General features: G+C 32.8%; 18 protein-coding genes and 1 tRNA gene. 7 read left to right on the forward strand and 12 right to left on the reverse strand.

Annotated features, from left to right (window positions below):
* Positions 1-189 precede the first annotated feature (189 nt).
* The 11 genes from spoVT to purR form a co-directional block, all read right to left on the reverse strand.
* Complete coding sequence (spoVT, locus tag N4T77_RS12860) at positions 190-744, reverse strand: stage V sporulation protein T (RefSeq protein ID WP_261672208.1); 555 nt, start codon at positions 742-744, stop codon at positions 190-192.
* Between the two features lie 159 nt (positions 745-903).
* Positions 904-1,926, reverse strand: a complete 1,023-nt coding sequence (locus N4T77_RS12865) for a peptidylprolyl isomerase (protein WP_261672209.1) — start codon at positions 1,924-1,926, stop codon at positions 904-906.
* Between the two features lie 78 nt (positions 1,927-2,004).
* Positions 2,005-5,526 carry a transcription-repair coupling factor gene (mfd, locus tag N4T77_RS12870; RefSeq protein ID WP_261672211.1) on the reverse strand — a complete coding sequence of 1,174 codons (3,522 nt, stop codon included), beginning with the start codon at positions 5,524-5,526 and terminating at the stop codon, positions 2,005-2,007.
* 31 nt (positions 5,527-5,557) lie between these two features.
* Positions 5,558-6,121, reverse strand: coding sequence for an aminoacyl-tRNA hydrolase (gene pth / locus N4T77_RS12875; protein ID WP_261672212.1), 564 nt, complete (start codon positions 6,119-6,121; stop codon positions 5,558-5,560).
* 105 nt (positions 6,122-6,226) lie between these two features.
* Complete coding sequence (locus N4T77_RS12880; protein ID WP_261672213.1) at positions 6,227-7,408, reverse strand: S1C family serine protease; 1,182 nt, start codon at positions 7,406-7,408, stop codon at positions 6,227-6,229.
* A gap of 83 nt (positions 7,409-7,491) precedes the next feature.
* Positions 7,492-8,901, reverse strand: coding sequence for a cell wall metabolism sensor histidine kinase WalK (locus N4T77_RS12885; protein ID WP_261672214.1), 1,410 nt, complete (start codon positions 8,899-8,901; stop codon positions 7,492-7,494).
* Positions 8,902-9,588, reverse strand: coding sequence for a response regulator transcription factor (locus tag N4T77_RS12890; RefSeq protein WP_261672215.1), 687 nt, complete (start codon positions 9,586-9,588; stop codon positions 8,902-8,904).
* Between the two features lie 246 nt (positions 9,589-9,834).
* Positions 9,835-10,794 (reverse strand): ribose-phosphate diphosphokinase, encoded by a 960-nt coding sequence (locus N4T77_RS12895; protein ID WP_261672216.1) that lies wholly within the window; start codon positions 10,792-10,794, stop codon positions 9,835-9,837.
* Between the two features lie 20 nt (positions 10,795-10,814).
* On the reverse strand, positions 10,815-12,185 hold the full coding sequence (glmU, locus tag N4T77_RS12900) for a bifunctional UDP-N-acetylglucosamine diphosphorylase/glucosamine-1-phosphate N-acetyltransferase GlmU (RefSeq protein ID WP_261672217.1): 1,371 nt from the start codon (positions 12,183-12,185) through the stop codon (positions 10,815-10,817).
* Positions 12,186-12,376: 191 nt separating this feature from the next.
* Entirely contained in the window at positions 12,377-12,670 is a 294-nt protein-coding gene (gene spoVG / locus N4T77_RS12905) for a septation regulator SpoVG (protein ID WP_261672218.1), read from the reverse strand.
* A gap of 101 nt (positions 12,671-12,771) precedes the next feature.
* Positions 12,772-13,587 (reverse strand): pur operon repressor, encoded by an 816-nt coding sequence (gene purR / locus N4T77_RS12910; protein WP_261672219.1) that lies wholly within the window; start codon positions 13,585-13,587, stop codon positions 12,772-12,774.
* 226 nt (positions 13,588-13,813) lie between these two features.
* Between purR and murC the strand changes: the two genes are divergently transcribed.
* From murC to N4T77_RS12940, 6 genes are all read left to right on the forward strand, one after another.
* Positions 13,814-15,199, forward strand: coding sequence for a UDP-N-acetylmuramate--L-alanine ligase (gene murC, locus N4T77_RS12915; RefSeq protein ID WP_261672220.1), 1,386 nt, complete (start codon positions 13,814-13,816; stop codon positions 15,197-15,199).
* Positions 15,200-15,271: 72 nt separating this feature from the next.
* Entirely contained in the window at positions 15,272-15,586 is a 315-nt protein-coding gene (locus N4T77_RS12920; RefSeq protein ID WP_261672221.1) for a hypothetical protein, read from the forward strand.
* A gap of 133 nt (positions 15,587-15,719) precedes the next feature.
* Positions 15,720-15,795, forward strand: a tRNA-Pro gene (locus N4T77_RS12925).
* A gap of 166 nt (positions 15,796-15,961) precedes the next feature.
* Complete coding sequence (locus N4T77_RS12930; protein WP_261672222.1) at positions 15,962-17,308, forward strand: [Fe-Fe] hydrogenase large subunit C-terminal domain-containing protein; 1,347 nt, start codon at positions 15,962-15,964, stop codon at positions 17,306-17,308.
* A gap of 103 nt (positions 17,309-17,411) precedes the next feature.
* Positions 17,412-18,065: an HAD family phosphatase gene (locus N4T77_RS12935; protein ID WP_261672223.1), complete on the forward strand. Its 654-nt coding sequence runs from the start codon at positions 17,412-17,414 to the stop codon at positions 18,063-18,065.
* A gap of 133 nt (positions 18,066-18,198) precedes the next feature.
* Positions 18,199-18,603, forward strand: a complete 405-nt coding sequence (locus tag N4T77_RS12940; RefSeq protein ID WP_261672224.1) for a hypothetical protein — start codon at positions 18,199-18,201, stop codon at positions 18,601-18,603.
* Between the two features lie 91 nt (positions 18,604-18,694).
* Here N4T77_RS12940 and N4T77_RS12945 read toward each other — a convergent pair whose 3' ends face one another.
* Positions 18,695-20,251, reverse strand: coding sequence for an ABC-F family ATP-binding cassette domain-containing protein (locus N4T77_RS12945; RefSeq protein ID WP_261672225.1), 1,557 nt, complete (start codon positions 20,249-20,251; stop codon positions 18,695-18,697).
* Positions 20,252-20,416: 165 nt separating this feature from the next.
* On the opposite strand from N4T77_RS12945, the gene N4T77_RS12950 reads away from it, so the two are divergent.
* Positions 20,417-21,592, forward strand: coding sequence for a class I SAM-dependent rRNA methyltransferase (locus N4T77_RS12950; RefSeq protein ID WP_261672226.1), 1,176 nt, complete (start codon positions 20,417-20,419; stop codon positions 21,590-21,592).
* The last annotated feature ends 52 nt before the right edge of the window (positions 21,593-21,644 follow it).

Below are 21,644 nucleotides of genomic sequence, written 5' to 3' on the forward strand. Positions count from 1 at the left end.
AAACAGTATGATGACAATTACCTTGCCTTAATGTTTTCCACTTTAAAACTAAATCAATAAAGGATTTACCTCTATGTCTATAATTATTTAATGTTTAGGGGTATTATTACTTTACAAGTGAATATTTTTATTATTTGTGTCAATAATCTTTTATGGACAAATAAGTAATGGCAGCTATGCTGCCACTGCCTATTGCTCCATTTGCTTTCCTAAGAAGGATGACGCAGTTTCAGCTAATTTTACTTCCACATCTCCAAACTTAGTTCCTTCTTCCTTAGATACTATAATTACGGCTCCAATTGCGTCACCTTCGGCTATAATAGGTGAAACTACTTGTGCTGAATATTTTCCTTCTATTTCTTCATCATCATATAGTGCAATGGATTTTTCTCCACCTTCTCCAAAAGAGATAGTTTTTCTTTCTTCTATTATCTTTTCAAGATCACTGCTAACTTTCTTCTCCAAGTATTCCTTTTTTTGTGATCCACTTATGGATATTATGCTATCTTTATCACATATAATAACTATGTGACCCATGGTTTGTTGGAGAGATTCTGCATATCCCTTTGAAAAGTCACTTAACTCTCCTATTGGAGAATATTTCTTTAATATAACTCCTCCTTCTCTATCAGTAAAGATCTCAAGTGGATCTCCTTCTCTTATCCTAAGTGTTCTTCTTATCTCCTTTGGTATAACTACTCTACCTAAGTCGTCTATACGTCTAACAATACCTGTTGCTTTCATTATGTTGTACCTCCTCAAAAATAATATAAGTATCACTTGTGTTAATATTATCTTTCTAAATATGAAATTTTATACACAATTGTTATTTAAATTAGATTTCACTTTTTCAAATAAAATAAAACCGCGGTATATTATATACCACGGTTTTATGTTTACCTATTACTGAAGATTTTTTTCATATGTTTTTATTTTAGCTGCTTTTTTCCACTCTTCAATTTTTTGTGAAACAACTTTTTGCTTTTCTTCATCCTCAAGCTGTTTTCTTATTTGGTCTTTCACTGAATCAAGTTTCTTAACTGGATATTCCTCTTTTTTGATAGCCTTTATTATATGATATCCAAAGCTTGTTTGAACTGGACCTGATATAGTTCCCTCTTTTAGAGCTATAGCAGCTTCCATAAACTTAGGATCAAATCCAGAATCAACATAAGGAACTGTTCCTAAATCTCCACCCTTATCCTTTGAACCTGGGTCTGTTGAAACTTCCTTAGCTACTTTCCCGAATTCTTCTCCTTTGTCTAGTCTTTCCTTCACCTTTTTAGCTTCGTCTTCTGTCTTTACTAATATATGAGCTACATGTATCTTATTAGGCTTTTCAGTAAATTGATTTTTGTTAGAGTTATAGTAGTCCCCTACTTTTTTGTCATCAATTTTAATGTCTTTTGACAAGTTATCTGTGACATTCTTAAAGATCTCATTATTTCTTGTCTGAGCTAAGAAAAAGTCTTTTAAGGACTGCTCTGTAAATCCTTCCTTCTTTAAAACTTCATCAAATTTAGCTCCGCTGCTCTCGAATTGTTGCTTGGTGTCATTGTATTGTTTGTCAACTTCTGTTTTTAACTTTGACTCATCTGGCATTAGTTTTAGTTCTTTCGCCTTTTGCTCTATAACTTTTTCAGTAACCATCTTATCTACTACTTTTTGTCTTTCAGTCTTTAATATCTCTTTAGCCTCATCATTTTTATCGTAATTTTCACCATACTTCTGCTTAAGTTGAGCTACAACACCCATCATATCTGCACTCTTATCTAGCTCTCCCCTAGTAATTTTTTCTCCATTTACAACTGCTACAGGACTTTTAGCTATAGCCTCTGGTGTCTTTTCTATCATATTACAACCAACAGCTGAAAATGCAAACATGGTTATTAATGCTGTACTAACTAACTTTTTTATATTTTTCACAATTTATTCCCCCACTCTATTCTAGTGTTTTTAAGCAACATAAAATTATTTTAACATAAAACTATTTTTACTACAAAATTATTTTTTTAGCTGCATTTTTATCATATATTCCATCATTTCTTTTATATTTGATATTAGTTCCTCTCGTTTCACATCCTTAAGCTTATATCCAAAGCCCGGTTTATCTGACATCTTTAGTGTTATCTTTCTACTAAAATCCTTTAATAAACCCTTCATAACATTTCCATCAATTCTTCCTTGACTTTCAAATTGGAAAATTACCTCATCCTTTCTTTCTTTTATTTCTTCTATACCAAGCCTTTTTCCCATGCTTCTTATATAAGATATGTTCATAAGGTTAGAAACTGAGGCAGGTATTGTAGAAAATCTATCCTCAATTTCCTCTTTGATATCCATCATATCCTCATAGGAATCAATTGCTGCTATCTTTTTATACACTTCTATTTTTTGAACTTCATCCTTTATATATTCACTTGGAATATATGCATCCACCTTTAACTCTACTGTGGTCTCTACCGGTTCTTGATCTATCTCTCCCTTTACCAACTTAATAGTGTCTTCCAACATCCTGCAATATAAATCATACCCTATGGATGCCATATGCCCATGTTGAGAGCCTCCCATCATGTTTCCAGCTCCTCTTATTTCTAAATCTTTTAGAGCTATTTTAAAACCTGAACCTAATTCTGTAAAGTCTTTTATAGCTTTAAGCCTTTTTTCAGCTACTTCAGTTAGAACTTTGTCTTTCCTGTAGGTCAAATAACAGTATGCCATTCTATTACTTCTTCCAACTCTCCCTCTTAGCTGATATAACTGAGATAAGCCCATCTTGTCTGCATCATATATTATCATGGTATTAACATTTTGGATATCCATCCCTGTCTCTATAATGGTAGTGGCAACAAGAACATCATATTCATTTTTCATAAAATCTACAATTATGTTTTCAAGTTCTCTTTCCTGCATCTGTCCATGGGCTACAGCCACTCTTGCTTCTGGAATTAATTTTGATACATAGGCAGCTATATCCTTAATATTTTCAACTCTATTATGAACAAAATAAACCTGTCCTCCTCTATTCAGTTCTCTTAGTATAGCATCCCTTATTAGTTGATCATTATATTCAACCACATAGGTTTGTATTGGATATCTTTCCTCTGGCGGCGTTTCAATAACGCTTATATCTCTAACTCCTACAAGAGACATATGAAGCGTCCTTGGTATAGGTGTTGCACTAAGCGTTAATACATCTATATTCTTCTTAAACTTTTTAATTTTTTCCTTGTGGGCTACCCCAAACCTTTGCTCTTCATCTATTATCAAAAGACCTAAATCCTTAAATTGAATATCCTTTTGCAAAACTCTATGAGTTCCTATAAGAATATCTACTTCCCCATCCTTCACTGCTTTAATAGTGGATTTTTGCTGTGCTGTTGTTCTAAATCTACTTACCATATCTATCCTAACTGGGAAGTCAGAAAATCGCTGTACAAAGTTATTGTAATGTTGTTGTGCAAGTATAGTTGTCGGAACTAGAATAGCAACCTGTTTTCCGTCCATTACAGCTTTAAATGCAGCCCTTATAGCTACTTCTGTTTTTCCGTAACCTACATCCCCACATAACAGCCTATCCATAGCTTTGTCTGATTCCATATCTCTTTTTATATCAATTATAGCGGATAACTGATCTGGTGTTTCCTCATAAGGAAATTCTTCTTCAAATTGTTTCTGCCAAAGAGTATCCCTTGAATATCTGTACCCCTTTAACGTAGACCTAACTGCATATAACTTAACTAAATCCTCAGCTATTGCCTCTATTGACTTTTTGACCTTTCTTTTAGCTTTAACCCATTCTCCGCTTCCTAACTTGTTTACCTTTGGATTTTTACCTTCACTACCTATATATTTTTGTACCATATCTAACTGTTCTACTGGTACATATAACTTATCATCTGAATCGTATATTACCTCAAGATAATCCTTCTTATGACCTTCTAACTCTAGTTGTCTTATTCCCTTATATACCCCTATACCATGGTTTACATGTACTACATAATCTCCTGGTTTTAGTTCTGTAAAACTTTTGATTTTACTTACACCTTTTTTAGTTGTTTTATTAACAGTCTTTCTTTTAGCTTCTCCAAAAACTTCCTTATCAGAAATAACACATATCTTCATTTCTGGATACTCAAATCCCTTTAGCTGGCTTCCAAAGGTTATTACTACCTCTCCTGACTGAATTTCATGTATTACATCTCTATAGTTACTTTCTATTCCCCTATCTCTTAAAGTATCTACAAGTCTTTCTCCTCTTGGTCTTGTACCGGAGAGGATAACTATTTTATATCCTCTATTTTTTTTCTCTTTTATATCCTCTATAAGTAAGTCTATTTGCCCTTGATAATTATGCAGTGTTATTTGAGAGAAATTTACTATAGCTCTAGGAGATAAAACCTTATTTGATTTAGCTATAGAATCTAGTGTCATTGTCATTTCGCCTTTTAATCTTCCAAATATATCTTGCTTGTGTATTAAAAGTTCAATTTGTCTCGGTAAGATATTTCCTCTTTCCAAGAAACCTTTGTAGTTTTCTTCAAATTCAAAGTAGACACTATCTATCTTTCCACCGCACCTTTGAACATCGTCTATGACTATAAAATAATCCTTAACATAATCTAAAAAAGAAGATGGTTTATCATAGAAATATGGAAGAAAACTATCTATAGTTTCAAAACTCCAACTCTCTCTTAATGATTCCAAATCTTTTCTTATTATTCCCTGTATTTTCTCCATAGCCTCTTTATTTTTACTATTTTTGAACTTACTTGAAATAATATTTAAGTCCTTTTCTATGTTGTCATACCCTTTTCTGATTTTGTCACTATCTAAAATTATTTCCTTTGCTGGAAATAACTCAATCTCTTTTACCTTTTCTATACTTCTCTGTGATTCTAAATTAAAACTTCTAATAGAGTCAATTTCATCTCCAAACAATTCAACTCTATAAGGTTCTGCAGATATAGGGGAATATACATCCATTATCCCTCCTCTTACAGAGAATTGTCCTTTAGCCTCTACAATTTCAACTCTTTCATATCCACACTGTACCAGTTTTTCACTTAATTTTTCTAAATCCAAGGTTTTACCCACAGACATAGTAAAGGTATGTTCCCTATACAAATCTACTGGTATATAACTTGAAGCTAGAGTTTCTATGCTTGTAACTATTACCTTTTTTTCCTTATTCAGCATTTCCCTGATTACTTTAAGCCTCTCCCACCTCAAGTCCCCAGATATAGCATCAATATTATAGAAAACTACTTCCTTATTAGGGAAATAGTAGACTTTAGGTATATAAAAAGATAAATCCTCATACAACTTTCTAGCTTCTACATCGCTGTGAGTGAGTACGAGGAAAGGCTTGTCTAATTCATTAAACACTCCATCTATTAAATAACTTTTAGCAGACTCCGAGAGACCAAATATTCCTATTGGAAACTTATTTCCCCCTATACCACTAATTATGTTTTTAAACTCCCTACTACTCTTAAGAGGTTTAAAAAGTCCATCTAGTCTCATTTCAACAACCACCCTATCAACTTTACATAATTTATAATTTAAAACCGTTAAACCTATTCATAGCTTCCTTTATCCCCTTATCTATAATAACCTCTACCGATTCTACAGCTGCTATAAAGACTTCCTTAAGCTTTTCTGCATCATCTTTAGAGAACCTTCCTAGGACATGGGCTACTAGTTCTCCATTAGGCTGTCCTACTCCTATCTTAACTCTAGGAAAAACATCTGTGCCTAAATTAGATATAATATTTTTTATTCCATTATGGCCACCAGCACTTCCCTGGCTTCTTATTCTAAGTCGACCTATATCTAGGCTTATATCATCATATAAAACTATGATATTTTCATTTTCTATCTTGTAAAAGTTAACAACCTCTCTTACACTTTCTCCACTAAGATTCATATATGTACTTGGCTTTAACAAGATTACCTTACTACCACATATATTCCCTTCACCATACATTCCTCTAAATTTTTCCCTATTAACAGCTATATTATACTTGTTACTAATTAAATCTATAGCATCAAATCCTACATTATGTCTAGTATGCTCGTACTGTTTACCTATGTTTCCTAGTCCCACTACTAAAAACATCTCTTCACTCCCTACTATATCTTATATCATACATTTTTTTCAAACTTACACTATATTATATATTATACTAAATGACATAAATAATAAAGAGACTTAAAAGTCTCTTTACTTACTTTTTTCTCTTACATCCGAAAGAGTTATATTTACTTCTATAGTTTCTCCACTTCTCCAAATTTTACACACTACCAAGTCACCAATTTTATGTTTATCCAAAATGTCTGCCAGGTCTTCAAATTTTGTAACTTTCTTTCCATCTAGTTCTAATATTATATCTGTAGGTTTAACCCCAGCTAATGCAGCTCCACTTCCCTGTACAACTTCTCTAACGTAAATACCTTTAATGTTATTTTTCTCTGAAACGACACCTTGACCATATATTCCAAGGAATGGCCTAGCAACCTTCCCATAGTCCATTAGAGACTTAATTATATCTTTTGCTTCATTTATAGAAATAGCAAAACCCATTCCCTCAGCATTCTGATCAGAGCCCATCTTCAAACTATTTATTCCTATAATCTCTCCGGCTTCATTGCAAAGTGGTCCACCGCTATTTCCTGGATTAATGGCAGCATCTGTTTGAAGTACTTTATATATAGCTCCTGCATATTGTATTCTTCTATTCAAAGCACTAACTATTCCCGCTGTAACTGAGCCTGAAAATTCCTCTCCTAATGGATTACCTATGGCAATAGCTATGTCACCTACTTTTACCTTAGATGAATCTCCTAATTTAGCAGTAGGTAAGTTTTGAGCATCTACTTTGATAACAGCTAAATCTGATCTTGAATCAGTGCCAACTATAGTTGCTGGTAATGTTTTGCCACTGGAGAGTTTTACAGTAACCTTAGCAGCACCTTCTACTACATGATTGTTGGTAACTATATATCCATTTGAATCAAATATTATTCCCGAACCGCCCCCCAAATCTTGCAATCCAAAAAAGCCTTCAGCTCGGTTGCTTATACCAACTACTGTTGGTCCGACTACCTCTGCCACTTTCGTTATGGCATTTTTGGGTATGTCAGCAGTCTCCACTTTATTAACCTCTTTTTTTGGTTCCAGCGAGGGTTGGTTAATTGACGAATAATTATTTGGATATTTCTTGCTTATTACGTAGGCTCCTGATGCACCACCTGAAATTGCTGCTATAAGCACAAAAACTAATCCATTAAGTAACTTTTTAATCCTAGATTTTCTCCTTCTACTAGTAAAGTTTATCTCTCCCTTTGAACATTCTGCACTCTCCCACCTAACGTCCTTTACTTCATCCAATCTGTTATCATCCATTTACTCGCACCTCATAATCCATCAATTTAGAGATATTATAAACAAACTTCTTTACGTAAATATGAATAAAATGTAATCATTGTTTAAATCCTCTTTAGTGTAAAAACAAATTTTACTCCCTGAGGTTCTTTATTTTCAATCCAAACATCCTCCCCAAGCTGAGTTAGTATACTTCTGACGATTGACAAACCAAGTCCTGTACTCAGCTTTGTTGTTCTTGACTTATCAGCCTTGTAAAATCTATCCCATATATGCTTCAAATCTTCCTTAGAAATAGAGGGTCCATCATTGAATACAGATACAAGGGCCTTATCTCCCTTAGTTTTTGTACTAATTCTTACAGTTCCACCCTCTCCTACGTATTTTATGGCATTATCTATAAGATTCGTTACTACCTGCGTTATCCTATCCTTATCTGCCGCAACGTAAAGTTCATCATCCTGCATTAGTACATCTACTTTTAATCCTTTTTCTCTTATTTTGGTTTCAAACTTTATTACAGATAACCTAATGATCTCATTAATGTCTAACTCCTCTATTCTAAGTCTAAACTGTCCAGCCTCTATAGCTGATAAGTCTAGTAAGTCATTTACTAATCTTGTAAGTCTTTGAATCTCTCCATAAGTAACAGAGAGATAATAATTCTCTTTTTCTTTAGGAATAACCCCATCTAATATTCCACCTATGAATCCCTTTATTGAAGTTATAGGAGATCTAATTTCATGAGATACATTGGATATAAATTCTCTTCTATTTTTCTCAACTGCTTCTAGAGAATCTGCCATAGAATTAAAGGACCTAGCTAAAGTCCCGATTTCATCTTTAGACTCTATACTTACCCTTTTGTCCACTTCTCCTTTTGATATCTTATCAGCTACATAGTTAATCTGTTCTAGGGGCTTGATTATTATTCTTTGAGAAAGATAGTATATTACTACACAGGAAACTACAATAGCCAGTATTGCTGACATCCATATTATTTCGTAAACTCTTTTCAAAGGTTCCCTTAATTCACTTATGGAAGTGTGCAGTAACATTGACCCTTTAAATATCCCTTTTGAGAAGATAGGAATTTCAAAGGTGTGTACAGGTCCCTTGAAAATATTTTGGTAGACTTCTCTCTTTTCAACGGTATGTCCAAGCCTCAATTCCTCTAACTCTTTTGTTATTATTTGTGTTCCTATTAGAGTTTTATGTTCACTATCTGAAACTGCATATACATAGCCATAATTATCTACAAGCCATATATATGTAGATAAGTAGTTTCCTATATATGTTAAGGTCTCATTTATTTTGTCCGGCGAAACATTTCCCTGTAAATATTGCTCTGCAGCAGTACTGATAAACTGAGATTCTGTTTCTAACTGACCCTTTCTTTGTTCAAAATAGTAACTTTCAAACCAATAGGATAAGAAGGCTGCTGTTATAATAAAGCTTACAGCAATTATCACTGCAAAAGTAGCTACTAGCTTTGAAAATAACCCTTTCTTCATTTATTTCACCTCAAACTTATACCCAACTCCCCAAACCGTCTCTATTTGCCAATTAGGTCCTCCTTGAAGCTTTTCTCTAAGTCTTTTAACATGCACATCTACAGTTCTAGAGTCCCCCGGATAGTCATAACCCCAAACTTCACATAAAAGTTGCTCCCTTGTAAATACTCTGTTCTTATTACTAGATAAATAATATAGAAGTTCAAACTCTTTCGGAGGCATTTTTATCTCTTCATCTTTGTATACCACAGTATAAGAATTGATATCAACTGTTAATTGTTCAAATTTTAATACTTCCTTATTTTCATTATCTACATTATACCTTCTTAAAACAGCCTTGATTCTAGCAAGCAATTCCTTAGGTTCAAAAGGCTTCACTATATAGTCATCTGCACCTAATTCAAGACCTAATACCTTATCAAAGGTCTCCCCTTTAGCTGTAAGCATAATAACAGGGGTTTCATAATCTTTTCTTATCCACTTAAGCACATCTATACCATCAACATGAGGTAGCATTATGTCTAATAAAACTAAATCCGGTTTATATTCTAAGAAGTCCTCTTGAGCTGCCTTGCCATCATTGCAAACTTTTGTATCGTATCCCGCACTTTCAACATACATTCTTATTACTTCACATATATTTTCATCATCATCTACTATCAAAACTTTTCCTATTGATCCTTCCATTAACTACATCCCCTCTCTCTAAATTGAGTAGTTATTTGTTTTAATTATATCTACCTATATTAAATTTATCATATATAACATGTATAATAGTAGTATATCCTTAAAAAGTTACAAATAATTTACTATATTTTATTCTACTAACATAAAAAGTACTTATGCTTATTCTATTGTATAGTATATTACCTTAATGTTTAACAGCATGATAAAAAGCATGTGGAATTTTTGTTCCACATGCTTTTCATCATTCTATTCTTCAAATAACTTACTTACAGAAATATCTTCGTATATTCTCTTTATCGCTTCTGCAAATACAGGTGCTACTGATAAAGTTTTAAACTTATCTAATATCTTATCTTCTGGTAACTTAATAGTATTTAGCATTACTAGCTCTTTTATAGCTGATTCATTAATTCTCTCGATTGCTGGACCAGATAATACAGCGTGTGTACAACAAGCATAAACTTCCTTCGCACCCATCTTTACTAGGGCATTAGCTCCATTTGTTATAGTTCCAGCTGTGTCTATCATATCATCAATTAATATTACAGTTTTGTCTTGAATATCGCCTATAACATTCATTATTTCTGATACATTTGCCTTTGGTCTTCTCTTATCGATAATAGCAATAGGTGCATGTAATTTATCTGCAAACTTTCTAGCTCTTGTTACACTTCCTAAGTCTGGTGAAACAACAACAATATCCTCTCTCTCTGCAAATCCTTTTTGTACAAAGTATTTTGCAAGTATAGGTGCACCTAATAAGTGGTCAAGAGGTATATTAAAATATCCTTGTATTTGTGCAGCATGTAAATCCATTGTTAGGACTCTATCTGCACCAGCTGCTGTTAGTATATCAGCAACAAGCTTTGCTGTAATTGGATCTCTTGCCTTTGCTTTTCTGTCTTGTCTTGCATATCCATAGTAAGGCATTACTGCTGTTATTCTTCCAGCAGATGCTCTTTTAAAGGCATCAATCATTATTAGTAATTCCATCAAGTTGTCATTTACAGGGTGATTAGTTGACTGAATTACGAATACATCTGTTCCTCTTACTGTTTCATTAATATTTACAGATATCTCACCGTCACTAAACGTGCATACATTTGCATCTCCTACGGATAATCCTAACATATCTGCAATATCCTTAGCTAAATCTGGGTGTGAATTACCTGCAAAAATTTTAATGTTTTTACCATGGGTTATCATTATGTAATCCTCCTAAAATTTTATTTCTTTAATCCTTTTTTTTCTACCCAACCTTCTTTGTTTACCTGTTTTGCTCTTGCAATGGCCAAGGCACCTTCTGGCACTTCTTCTAATATAGTTGAGCCTGCTGCAATGTATGTGTCATTATTAATCTTAACTGGAGCAACTAAGTTTACATTACATCCTATAAATGCATTATCTCCAATTATAGTTTTATGCTTTTTCTTTCCATCATAGTTAACAACAACAGTACCACAACCGAAGTTGCATCCACTTCCAACCTCTGCATCTCCAATGTAAGTTAAATGAGAAACCTTAGTCTTATCTCCTATAACAGACTTTTTAATCTCAACAAAATCTCCAATTCTAGCAGATTTACCAATAACACTCTCTGGTCTTATGTAGGCAAACGGTCCTACTGAGGTGCCTTCTCCTACCTTACTCTGTAATATGACAGAGTTTTGAATATTAACACCTTTTCCTATAAGACTATTCTCTATTCTGGAATTAGGATATATAGTACAACCCTCTTCGATAATGGTTTTTCCTGAGATCACATTTCCAGGATAAATTATAGTATCGTTACCAATCTCAACATCTATATCAATATAGGTATTATCAGGGTCTATTAATGTAACTCCATTTTCCATATGTTTTAAATTTATTCTCTTTCTCATAACCTTTTCTGCATCTGCAAGTTGAGCTCTAGAGTTTACACCCATTGTTTCCTCAAAAGGTATTGGCAATGCTCCAATCTTCTCTCCGTCGCTCTTTAAAATTCCTATAACATCTGTCAAATAGTATTCTCCTTGAGCATTATTATTATCTAGTCTGTCTAGGCTTTTTAACAGATGTTCTATATCAAAACAGTACATACCTGAATTTATTTCATTTATCTTAAGTTCCTGCTCTGTACAGTCTTTATGCTCAACGATCTTTACTACATCTTCATTATTTCCTCTTATTACTCTTCCATATCCTGAAGGATTGTCTACTATAGAAGTCAATAAGGTAGCCTTATACATACCTTCTCTATGAAAAAGAGTAAGCTTTTCTATTGTTTCCTTTGTTATTAAAGGAGCATCTCCTGTAAAAATCGCTACCGTACCTTGTTTACCTGTTAGAAACTCCCTTGCACACATAACTGCATGCCCAGTTCCTAGCTGCTTATCCTGTAGAGCATAAAATACTCCATTTACCTCAGTAGCTTCCTTTACCTTATCTGCTCCTCTTCCAACAACTACATTTATGTCCTTTATTCCTGCATTTTTAATAACATCTATTACTACGTTAACCATTTCTTTTCCACATACTTTGTGAAGTACCTTAGGCGTAGACGATTTCATCCTTTTTCCTTCACCAGCTGCTAATATTATAGCACAATTATACATTATAACACCTCTTTATGGTCATAAACTTACATTTTTCTATCTTATTTTATAAAAACATCCCTTAATATTATATTTTATATAAAAAGTATTTTCAACCTTATAGTTAATTTTTATAAGGAATTTCATAAATTGATATATTTCACTGTTAATAATCTAAAAATAATAAAAAGGAGTAATTTTACTCCTTTTTATTATTCTTCTTCTACTCTGTCATCAGAAACAGTTTCTTCATTTTTTACTTTTTCATATTCTTCTAAAATTGCTTGTTGTATCTTTTCTCTTGTTTGAGTGTTGATTGGATGTGCAATGTCTTTAAATTCTCCGTCTGGAGTTTTTCTACTTGGCATTGCTATAAAAAGCCCATTTTGACCTTCTATAACCTTTATATCGTGAACTACGAATTCATTATCAAAGGTTACTGAAACTATAGCTTTCATCTTGCCTTCTGCGGCAATCTTTCTAACTCTAACGTCTGTAATTTGCATATAAAATCCACCTCCAAGATGCTTATGTATATAATATTCTCTAAATTTTATATTTTTCCTTCTTGCTTTTCAAAAAAACAATAAATTTTTTGAAAATTTTATTATTTGAACATTTCTGAAGGAAATAATAGCGCTTCTCCCTTTTCGTCAATACCCTTGAAGTCTACAATTGACACATAGTCCTCAACTAACTTTTTAGGAGTTTCTACATTATCTATCAGTACTCCAATTCCTAAAAGCTCACTTTCAAACTCCTTTAAAAGATCTATTATGCCCATAGCGGTTCCTCCCGCTTTCATGAAGTCATCTATGAATATGCACTTGCTTCCCTTATTCATAGCTTTTTTAGATAAAGACATAGTTTGAATCCTACCAGTAGAACCGGATACATAATTTATACTTAGTGTAGAACCTTCTGTAACTTTTGTTTCTCTCCTAACCACTACGAGCTGTACACCTAACATCTTTGCTACTTCATAGGCTAACGGAATCCCCTTTGTTTCAACAGTAACCACATAGTCTACATTTTTATCATTGAAGGCTGATGCTAATATTACCCCAGCTGTATGAATTATTTGAGGGTTAAACATTATATCTGTCATGTATAGAAAATTCCCTGGTATTATTCTTTCTCTATTTTTCAAAATAATACATAGTCTTTCAGCAAATTCCTTAATTTTTTCTCCAGATAATCCACATATATATTTTACTCCACCAGCGGCACCTGATATAGTTTCCACTCTCCCCATGGAAAGTTTCATCAAAATATCCTTGATTACAACTAAATCTTCGCTTATGGTAGATTTTGCAGCATTGAACATATCTGTAAAATTATTAAGATTTATCACCTTATTAGGATTTTCTATTAAAATCTTTGTTATAGTTGCCACTCTTTGATTTCTACTAAATTTCTCCATTACATCACCTATCTATATTAAATTTACGAATATTCTTTCTAAAACTATATGTTATTATTCATATTCTATGATAAAACCAATACATAATCAATACTTAATTATTAATAATTAGTAGATTACAAGATTAAGATACTAAAATAAAATTATGTAAATGTGTTTTTTTGATTCATTTTTGTATATAATTATTAAATGAGATAAATTTGATTAATACAGGGAGATGATTTTATTGTCATTTGATTTTATAAAAGATAGAAACAAGAAAATCCACTTTATAGGAATAGGTGGAATTAGTATGAGCGGATTAGCTGAAATTCTATTAGAACAAAACTTCAAAGTATCTGGCTCTGATATGAAAGCTTCTGCCATAACAGATACCTTAAAACAAAATGGCGCTCAAATTAATATAGGTCAATCAGGAGATAATATAACTGAAGATATCGACTTAGTAGTATATACTGCTGCAATATCCGAAGATAACCCTGAGCTTTTAAGGGCAAAGGAATTAAATGTTCCAACTATAACAAGAGCAGAATTTTTAGGATATATAATGAAGGGTCACAAATATAATGTAGCGATTTCAGGGACCCATGGAAAAACTACTACTACTTCTATGGTGTCTCATATATGTTTGAATGCAGAACTAGATCCTACAATACTTGTTGGAGGACAATTAGATATTATAAATGGTAATGTACGTCCAGGTAATAGTGATTACTTTATAACTGAAGCTTGTGAGTATAAAGGCTCCTTCTTAAAGTTTTTCCCTTATATAGGTGTAATACTAAATATTGATGCAGACCATCTAGATTATTATAAGGATATAAATGATATTGAAAATGCCTTTGCAAACTTTTCTAAGCTTATCCCTACAAATGGATACCTAATAGGTTATGCTGATGATATGAGAGTAAATAATATTGTATCTCATGCTAAATGCAACACACTAACCTATGGAATAGATGCTGGAGATATAAGAGCTAAAAATATAGTATTTAATGAAAATGGATGTGCTTATTTTGATGCATATAAGGAAAGTGAGAGAATTTTATCTGTGCAACTAAATGTTCCTGGTAAACATAATGTTCTAAATGCTTTAGCAAGTATATGCACTGCTCTTAGCTTAGATATTCCTAAAAACAACATTGTTAAGGGACTGGAAAGTTTTAATGGTACCCACAGAAGATTTGAAATAAAAGGTACAAAAAATAATGTTACAGTTATAGATGATTATGCACATCACCCAACAGAAATAAAAGCTACATTAAGTGCAGCTAAAAACTATCCTCACAAAAAGATGTTTTGCGTGTTTCAACCTCACACATATTCAAGAACTCTAAATCTATTTGATGAGTTCGTTGAAGCTTTTGATGATGCAGACGAAGTTATTCTTGCAGATATATATGCTGCAAGAGAGAAAGATACTGGAGTAGTAAGTTCTAGTATGTTAGCAGACAAAATAAAACAAAGAGAAGTAAAATGCTGTAACTTTGATAACTTTGATGAAATCGTATCTCACTTACGTAAAAACGTAGAGGCTGGAGACATAGTCTTAACTGTAGGTGCAGGAGATGTCTATAAAATAGGTGAAATGTATCTAGACCAAGATAATTAAAAAATATAAATATGTGTAAAATCCTCCAACATGGCAATAATATAATTGATAACCTGTTGGAGGTGTTTTACTATGAGAAACTTTTTAATATCTGCTGCTGTAGATATAGTTCTAATCTTAGTTTCATACTTTTTCTTTAGAAAAATAATAAGTGGTCCTACAAGACACAGACTTTATGAGAAATTTTTTAGTTCTTTTGCTAAATTTATAATTTATGTCTTTCTAGTTACAATAGCTATAACTGGTCTTACTGCTCTTATACTCTATAGAACCTGGTTTATAGCCTATATAAATATAATAGCCCCTGCATTAGTATCTATACTGGTAGGTTTTCTTATATCTACAGTGCCTACTAAAGGAGCCGGGGATGACAAGGCTAAAGAATAATTTTATGTCTATATAAAGCTGACACCTTAAGGTTTTATTGCTGTCAGCTTTATATATTATATTTTAAAATTTCACACAAAAATATAATTAACACTTGACTTATCCCATTATATTACATATAATTAAATTGTAACGGGGTGTGGCGCAGATGGGAGCGCGCGTGGTTTGGGACCATGAGGTCGCAGGTTCAATCCCTGTCACCCCGACCAAAAGGACAAGATTATCTTGTCCTTTTTTCATATAATTTTAACATAACCATATCCAAGATTATCCGAATTAAATTTTAATTTTAGGGCAACTTATATTTAACAGCGGTATAGTACAAAATACCATTTTACTCTAAATCTTCCGAGGAACGTTAAGAGGAGTGTTAAGATGAAGGCAAAATATAGCGATTTGTTTAAGAGTATAGTAAATGCTTATTATGAAGGTAATTTTGAAGAAAAGGTAAAAGAAATTCTTTCACAGGAATCTGTGGATAAGGAATCTCTCAGTAGAGTTATATCCTCCCTTTGCGGAACAGGTATAACTTATAGTGACAACTTTGTAGAAGAACTGAAAGAAGCAATAAGCTCATATGAAACTAATCACAAAATAGTAAACAAAATCAAGCATTGTTCTATGGATTGTGTGGATGTAAATGGTGAGACCATGTGCCAAAAATCCTGTCCCTTTAATGCAATTTTTATAGATACTGAAAAGAATACAAGTGTAATTGATAATGACAAATGTACAGACTGCGGTTTTTGCGTAGAGGCATGCCCAACAGGGGGAATATTGGATAGAGTAGAATTTATACCACTACTAGAACTGCTTAAAGGTGGTCACCCTGTAATAGCTGCAGTTGCTCCAGCCATTATTGGTCAATTTGGAGATATGATTACTATTGATCAACTAAGAGCCGCTTTTAAAAAAATAGGCTTTACAGATATGATAGAAGTAGCATTTTTTGCAGATATGCTTACTTTAAAAGAAGCAGTAGAATTCGACCACTTTGTAAAGAAACGTGAAGACCTAATGATAACCTCCTGTTGCTGTCCTATGTGGGTAGGTATGCTTAAGAGAGTATATAATGACTTAGTAAGATATGTTTCACCTTCTGTATCCCCAATGATTGCATCGGGAAGAGTAATGAAAGAGTTAAATCCCGACTGTAAAGTTGTATTTATTGGACCTTGTGTTGCTAAAAAAGCAGAAGCTAAGGAAAAAGATCTTTTAGGCGATATAGATTTTGTTCTTACTTTTGCAGAGGTAAAAGATATATTTGAATCATTAAATATTAATCCTGCAGAGCTAGATGAAGATTCTTCTACAGAATATGCTTCAAGGGGTGGAAGGCTTTATGCTCGTACCGGTGGTGTATCTACCGCTGTAACTGAAGCAGTAGAAAGACTATTTCCTGAAAAGTATCAACTTATAAGAACAGTTCAAGCAAATGGTGTAAAAGAATGTAGAGCAATACTTGAAAAAGCTAAAAATGGAGATATAGATGCTAATTTTATTGAAGGAATGGGCTGTATAGGCGGCTGTGTTGGTGGTCCTAAAGCTATTTTACCTCGTGAAAAAGGTAAAGAGCATGTAGATCACTTAGCCGATAACTCCTCTATTAAGGTATCTGTAGATAGCGACTGTATGAATAAAATTCTAAGTGATATAGGAATTGAATCTATAGAAGACTTCAAAGATGAAAAAAAGATAGAAATATTTGAAAGAAAATTTTAGTATTAGTAATACATACCAATACTTATATAGACAGCACCTAATTTAAAATGAGGTGCTGTTTTATTTGTTTCTTTAATGTTATACTAGAAAATGGGGTGATATAATGCTAAAAAATATTAAAGGTGCTATATTTGATATGGATGGAACACTTATCGACTCTATGTGGGTATGGACTAAGGTAGATGAGGAATATCTGGAAAAAAGGAATATAAAGTTACCTGATAATCTAAAAGAAGAAATAGAGCATATGAGTTTTTCAGAAGTTGCTCAATACTTTAAAAATAGATTTGATCTTCCTGACAGTATAGAAGAAATTCAAAGTGAATGGAATCATATGGCTATACATCACTATACTCATGATGTGAAACTAAAAGCCGGTGCAAAAGAATTTTTATCCCTTTTAAAATCCAAAGGAATAAAAATAGGACTAGCTACCAGCAATTGCAAACTTCTTATAGAAATTGCTTTGAAGAATAATGATATATATCACTTTTTTGATTCTATAAGTACTACTGATGAAGTTATAAGAGGAAAAGACTTTCCGGATATATACCTGCTTGCTGCTAAAAAGCTTAACTTACAGCCTGAAGAATGTGCGGTGTTTGAAGACATCCTTCCTGCTGTTAAAGGAGCGAAGTCAGCAGGTATGGTAGTTATAGGTGTCCATGATCTATACTCTGAGTATCAAAAACAAGATATAATAAATCATGCTGATATGTATATTTCCGAGTATGATGAGCTAACAAAAGCGGTTTAACTTAAAATAATCGAGTATGAAGCAGATAACAGTCTTATCTACCTTCTACTCGATTATTTTATTAATTGACAGTTTTTATAGTTGTATTGAATATACTGTTATTAAATAATATTATCTGGGGGCGGTATGTGACATGTTAACCTTTTTATTTATAGTATTAGTAGTTGCAGCCTTATGTGCATCTTATTACTTTACAAATAAAATGTCAGCTCAAAGAAAACAGATTTTGCTTCTAAAATATCAAAATAACAACCTGAAGCAATTAACAAAAGCAGATAAAAAAGTAACCATAGAGTATATGTATCCAACAACCAACAAAGGCATTGTTAAGAAAAAATGTGAACTGTTAATGTCTCCTCTTCTTAACTCCCCGTCGCTAAATTTATTAAAAGAAGACATGCTTATTGAAATACATGATAGTGGGAAAATTAATAATCAGGTATGGTACGAAGTATCTATAAGCTCTAACGATAGAACTAATTCGAAAGGTTGGATAAAGGAAGATTTTGTAAGCCTTTGTGATGAAAGTAATCCATAAACCTAAAAAAGTGACAAGAAACATATAGATTTTCTTGTCACTTTCATTATTATAATAGACTATAATCACTTACATAAATTCAAGTGATGCTTTATACTATCTTAGTTGTCCATTGCTCACAATCCCAGATATCTGTAACTACATCTCTATAAAACTCTGGTTCGTGACAAACTAGTAAAATACTTCCCTTATATTCCTTTAATGCTCTTTTTAACTCTTCCTTTGCATCAACATCTAGATGGTTGGTAGGCTCATCCAGAATCAAAATATTGGTTTCCCTATTTAATATCTTACATAGTCTTACCTTAGCTTGCTCGCCACCACTAAGAACCACTATTTTGCTCTCTATCTGCTTCGTAGTAAGACCACACTTTGCTAAAGCAGCTCTTATTTCATATTGAGTAAATGATGGGAATTCACTCCACACTTCTTCTATACAAGTATTATAGTTAGATTCTTTTATTTCCTGCTGAAAATATCCGATATACTGGTAATCTCCAAGTTCCGCCTTTCCTGATAAAGGCTTTAACTCTCCCATAAGACTTTTTAAAAGAGTAGTCTTCCCAAGACCATTAGCACCTACTAAAGCAATTTTATCTCCTCTTTCCATTGTTAAGTTCAATGGTTTAGAAAGTGGTTCATCATATCCTATTACTAGGTCTGTAGTCTCAAATATAAGCTTACCAGATGCTCTAGCAGACTTAAAATTAAACTCTGGTTTTACCTTTTCCTTTGTTAATTCTATTTTCTCCATTTTATCCAGTTGCTTTTGTCTTGATTTGGCCATCCCCACTGTAGCAACTCTTGCCTTGTTTCTTGCCACAAAATCTTCAAGCTTAGCTATTTCCTTTTGCTGTCTTTCAAATGCCAATTCTAATTGTCTCTTATTTGCTTCATATACTCTAATAAAGTTATCATAATCTCCTACATATCTTGTAAGCTTCTTATTTTCAACATGATATATTAAATTGATAACACTATTTAAGAAAGGAATATCATGAGAAATAAGTATAAATGCATTCTCATAATTCTGAAGGTAAAACTTCAGCCACTCAATATGCTTCTCATCTAAGTAGTTAGTAGGCTCATCTAAAAGTAAAATGTCGGGATTCTCAAGAAGAAGCTTTGCTAAAAGAACTTTAGTTCTCTGTCCACCACTTAGGTCAGCAACATCTTTATCAAGTCCTATATCTCTAAGTCCAAGTCCGCCAGCCACTTCTTCTACTTTCACATCTATAACATAAAAACCATTGTTATCAAGTAAGTCTTGAATATTTCCCATATCATCTAGTAACTTTTCTAACTCTTCTGGGGATGCATCTGCCATTTTATCTGTTATCTCTAACATTTCCTTTTCAAGATCAAAAAGATATTGAAAAGCACCTTTTAGTACGTCCCTTATAGTCTGTCCTTTTTGTAATTGGGCATGCTGATCCATGTATCCAACTCTTACTCTATTAGACCATTCAATTGTTCCTTCATCAGGAGCTAGTTTTCCTGTTATTATATTCATAAAAGTTGATTTTCCTTCTCCATTTGCCCCTATAAGTCCAACATGCTCTCCTTTGAGAAGTCTAAAAGATACATCCTCAAATATTGCTCTGTCTCCAAAACCGTGATTTACATTTTTAACTGTTAGTATACTCATATCTTCTCTCCTTAAATATCTATATTTAAAATATAAAAATTCTTAAACATAATACAAGAACTAGTTTAATTTATTATCATGACTTATGTCAAAGGAATTTTAAGTATTATTAACTTTTTAATTGTGGTATACTACATAATGAAAAAACAGGGAGGTAATGCTATAATGACATGCAAATTTTATTTACATAAAGGTATGGGAAGAAAGGCTGAAAATGGTCACCCTTGGATATACACTAGCGAGATAGAAGGTTACGATGGTACCTATGAAAATGGTGATATTGTTGAAGTTTATAATTTTAAAGGAAGCTTTATAGGAAAGGGTTACATAAATGACTTATCAAAAATCACTATAAGAATGATGACTCGTGACATTAATGAAGAAATAGACGAAGAATTTTTCAGAAAAAGGTTACATAATGCCTGGAATTATAGAAAGAAGGTTATAGCTACTTCAAGCTGTAGATTCCTATTTGGAGAAGCAGATTTTGTACCTGGTCTTATAATAGACAAATATGAAGATTATTACGTAATACAATCTCTTTCATTAGGTATAGATAAATATAAACAGATAATAGTTAAAATACTGCAGGAAGACTTTGCTGCTAAAGGTGTATATGAACGAAGCGATGTAAAAGTACGTGAATTAGAAGGTATGGAGCAAACAAAAGGATTTTTAACTGAACCCTTTGAAACGAAAATACAAATTGTAGAAAACGGTGTTAAGTATACTGTTGATATAGAAAATGGTCAAAAGACCGGCTTTTTCTTAGATCAAAAAGAAAATAGATATGCTATACATAAAATTTGCAAAGATGCTGATGTATTAGATTGTTTTACTCATACAGGTTCCTTTGCGCTAAATGCTGGTGTAGCTGGTGCTAAGAGTGTATTAGGACTTGATATATCTCAACTTGCTGTAGACGAAGCAACCCGAAACTCCGAGTTAAATGGGCTTTCAGATGTAGTTAAGTTTGAATGTCACAATGCTTTTGATGCTCTTCCACAATGGGTAAGAGAGGGAAGACAATATGATGTAGTAATACTAGATCCCCCTGCTTTTACAAAATCTAGGTCAACTATAAATAGTGCTGTAAGAGGCTACAAAGAGATTAATCTAAGAGGCATAAAAATGGTTAAGCCAGGTGGTTTTCTCGTTACATGCTCATGCTCACATTTTATGAATCCAGAGCTTTTCAAGGATACAATAGCTGATGCTGCTAAAGATGCTAGAAGAATGTTAAGGCAAGTGGAATTTAGAACACAAGCTTCAGACCATCCAATACTATGGAATTCTGACGAGTCATACTACTTAAAGTTTTATATATTTCAAGTGGTTTAATAGTTTTATAGCTAGTGATGATTTTCAATATAATCTATTGAAAGTCATCACT

The organism is Clostridium sp. CX1 (genome assembly GCF_025398335.1).
In the GTDB taxonomy this organism is placed as follows: Bacteria; Bacillota; Clostridia; order Clostridiales; family Clostridiaceae; genus Clostridium_AM; species Clostridium_AM tanneri.

Excerpts from the sequence above, each read along its gene's own strand:
- spoVT (WP_261672208.1), bottom strand. The coding sequence starts at position 744 with ATGAAAGCAACAGGTATTGTTAGACGTATAGACGACTTAGGTAGAGTA.
- mfd (WP_261672211.1), bottom strand. The coding sequence starts at position 5,526 with ATGAGACTAGATGGACTTTTTAAACCTCTTAAGAGTAGTAGGGAGTTT.
- pth (WP_261672212.1), bottom strand. The coding sequence starts at position 6,121 with ATGTTTTTAGTAGTGGGACTAGGAAACATAGGTAAACAGTACGAGCAT.
- N4T77_RS12880 (WP_261672213.1), bottom strand. The coding sequence starts at position 7,408 with ATGGATGATAACAGATTGGATGAAGTAAAGGACGTTAGGTGGGAGAGT.
- N4T77_RS12885 (WP_261672214.1), bottom strand. The coding sequence starts at position 8,901 with ATGAAGAAAGGGTTATTTTCAAAGCTAGTAGCTACTTTTGCAGTGATA.
- N4T77_RS12890 (WP_261672215.1), bottom strand. The coding sequence starts at position 9,588 with ATGGAAGGATCAATAGGAAAAGTTTTGATAGTAGATGATGATGAAAAT.
- N4T77_RS12895 (WP_261672216.1), bottom strand. The coding sequence starts at position 10,794 with ATGATAACCCATGGTAAAAACATTAAAATTTTTGCAGGTAATTCACAC.
- glmU (WP_261672217.1), bottom strand. The coding sequence starts at position 12,185 with ATGTATAATTGTGCTATAATATTAGCAGCTGGTGAAGGAAAAAGGATG.
- spoVG (WP_261672218.1), bottom strand. The coding sequence starts at position 12,670 with ATGCAAATTACAGACGTTAGAGTTAGAAAGATTGCCGCAGAAGGCAAG.
- purR (WP_261672219.1), bottom strand. The coding sequence starts at position 13,587 with ATGGAGAAATTTAGTAGAAATCAAAGAGTGGCAACTATAACAAAGATT.
- N4T77_RS12920 (WP_261672221.1), top strand. The coding sequence starts at position 15,272 with ATGAGAAACTTTTTAATATCTGCTGCTGTAGATATAGTTCTAATCTTA.
- N4T77_RS12930 (WP_261672222.1), top strand. The coding sequence starts at position 15,962 with ATGAAGGCAAAATATAGCGATTTGTTTAAGAGTATAGTAAATGCTTAT.
- N4T77_RS12935 (WP_261672223.1), top strand. The coding sequence starts at position 17,412 with ATGCTAAAAAATATTAAAGGTGCTATATTTGATATGGATGGAACACTT.
- N4T77_RS12940 (WP_261672224.1), top strand. The coding sequence starts at position 18,199 with ATGTTAACCTTTTTATTTATAGTATTAGTAGTTGCAGCCTTATGTGCA.
- N4T77_RS12945 (WP_261672225.1), bottom strand. The coding sequence starts at position 20,251 with ATGAGTATACTAACAGTTAAAAATGTAAATCACGGTTTTGGAGACAGA.
- N4T77_RS12950 (WP_261672226.1), top strand. The coding sequence starts at position 20,417 with ATGACATGCAAATTTTATTTACATAAAGGTATGGGAAGAAAGGCTGAA.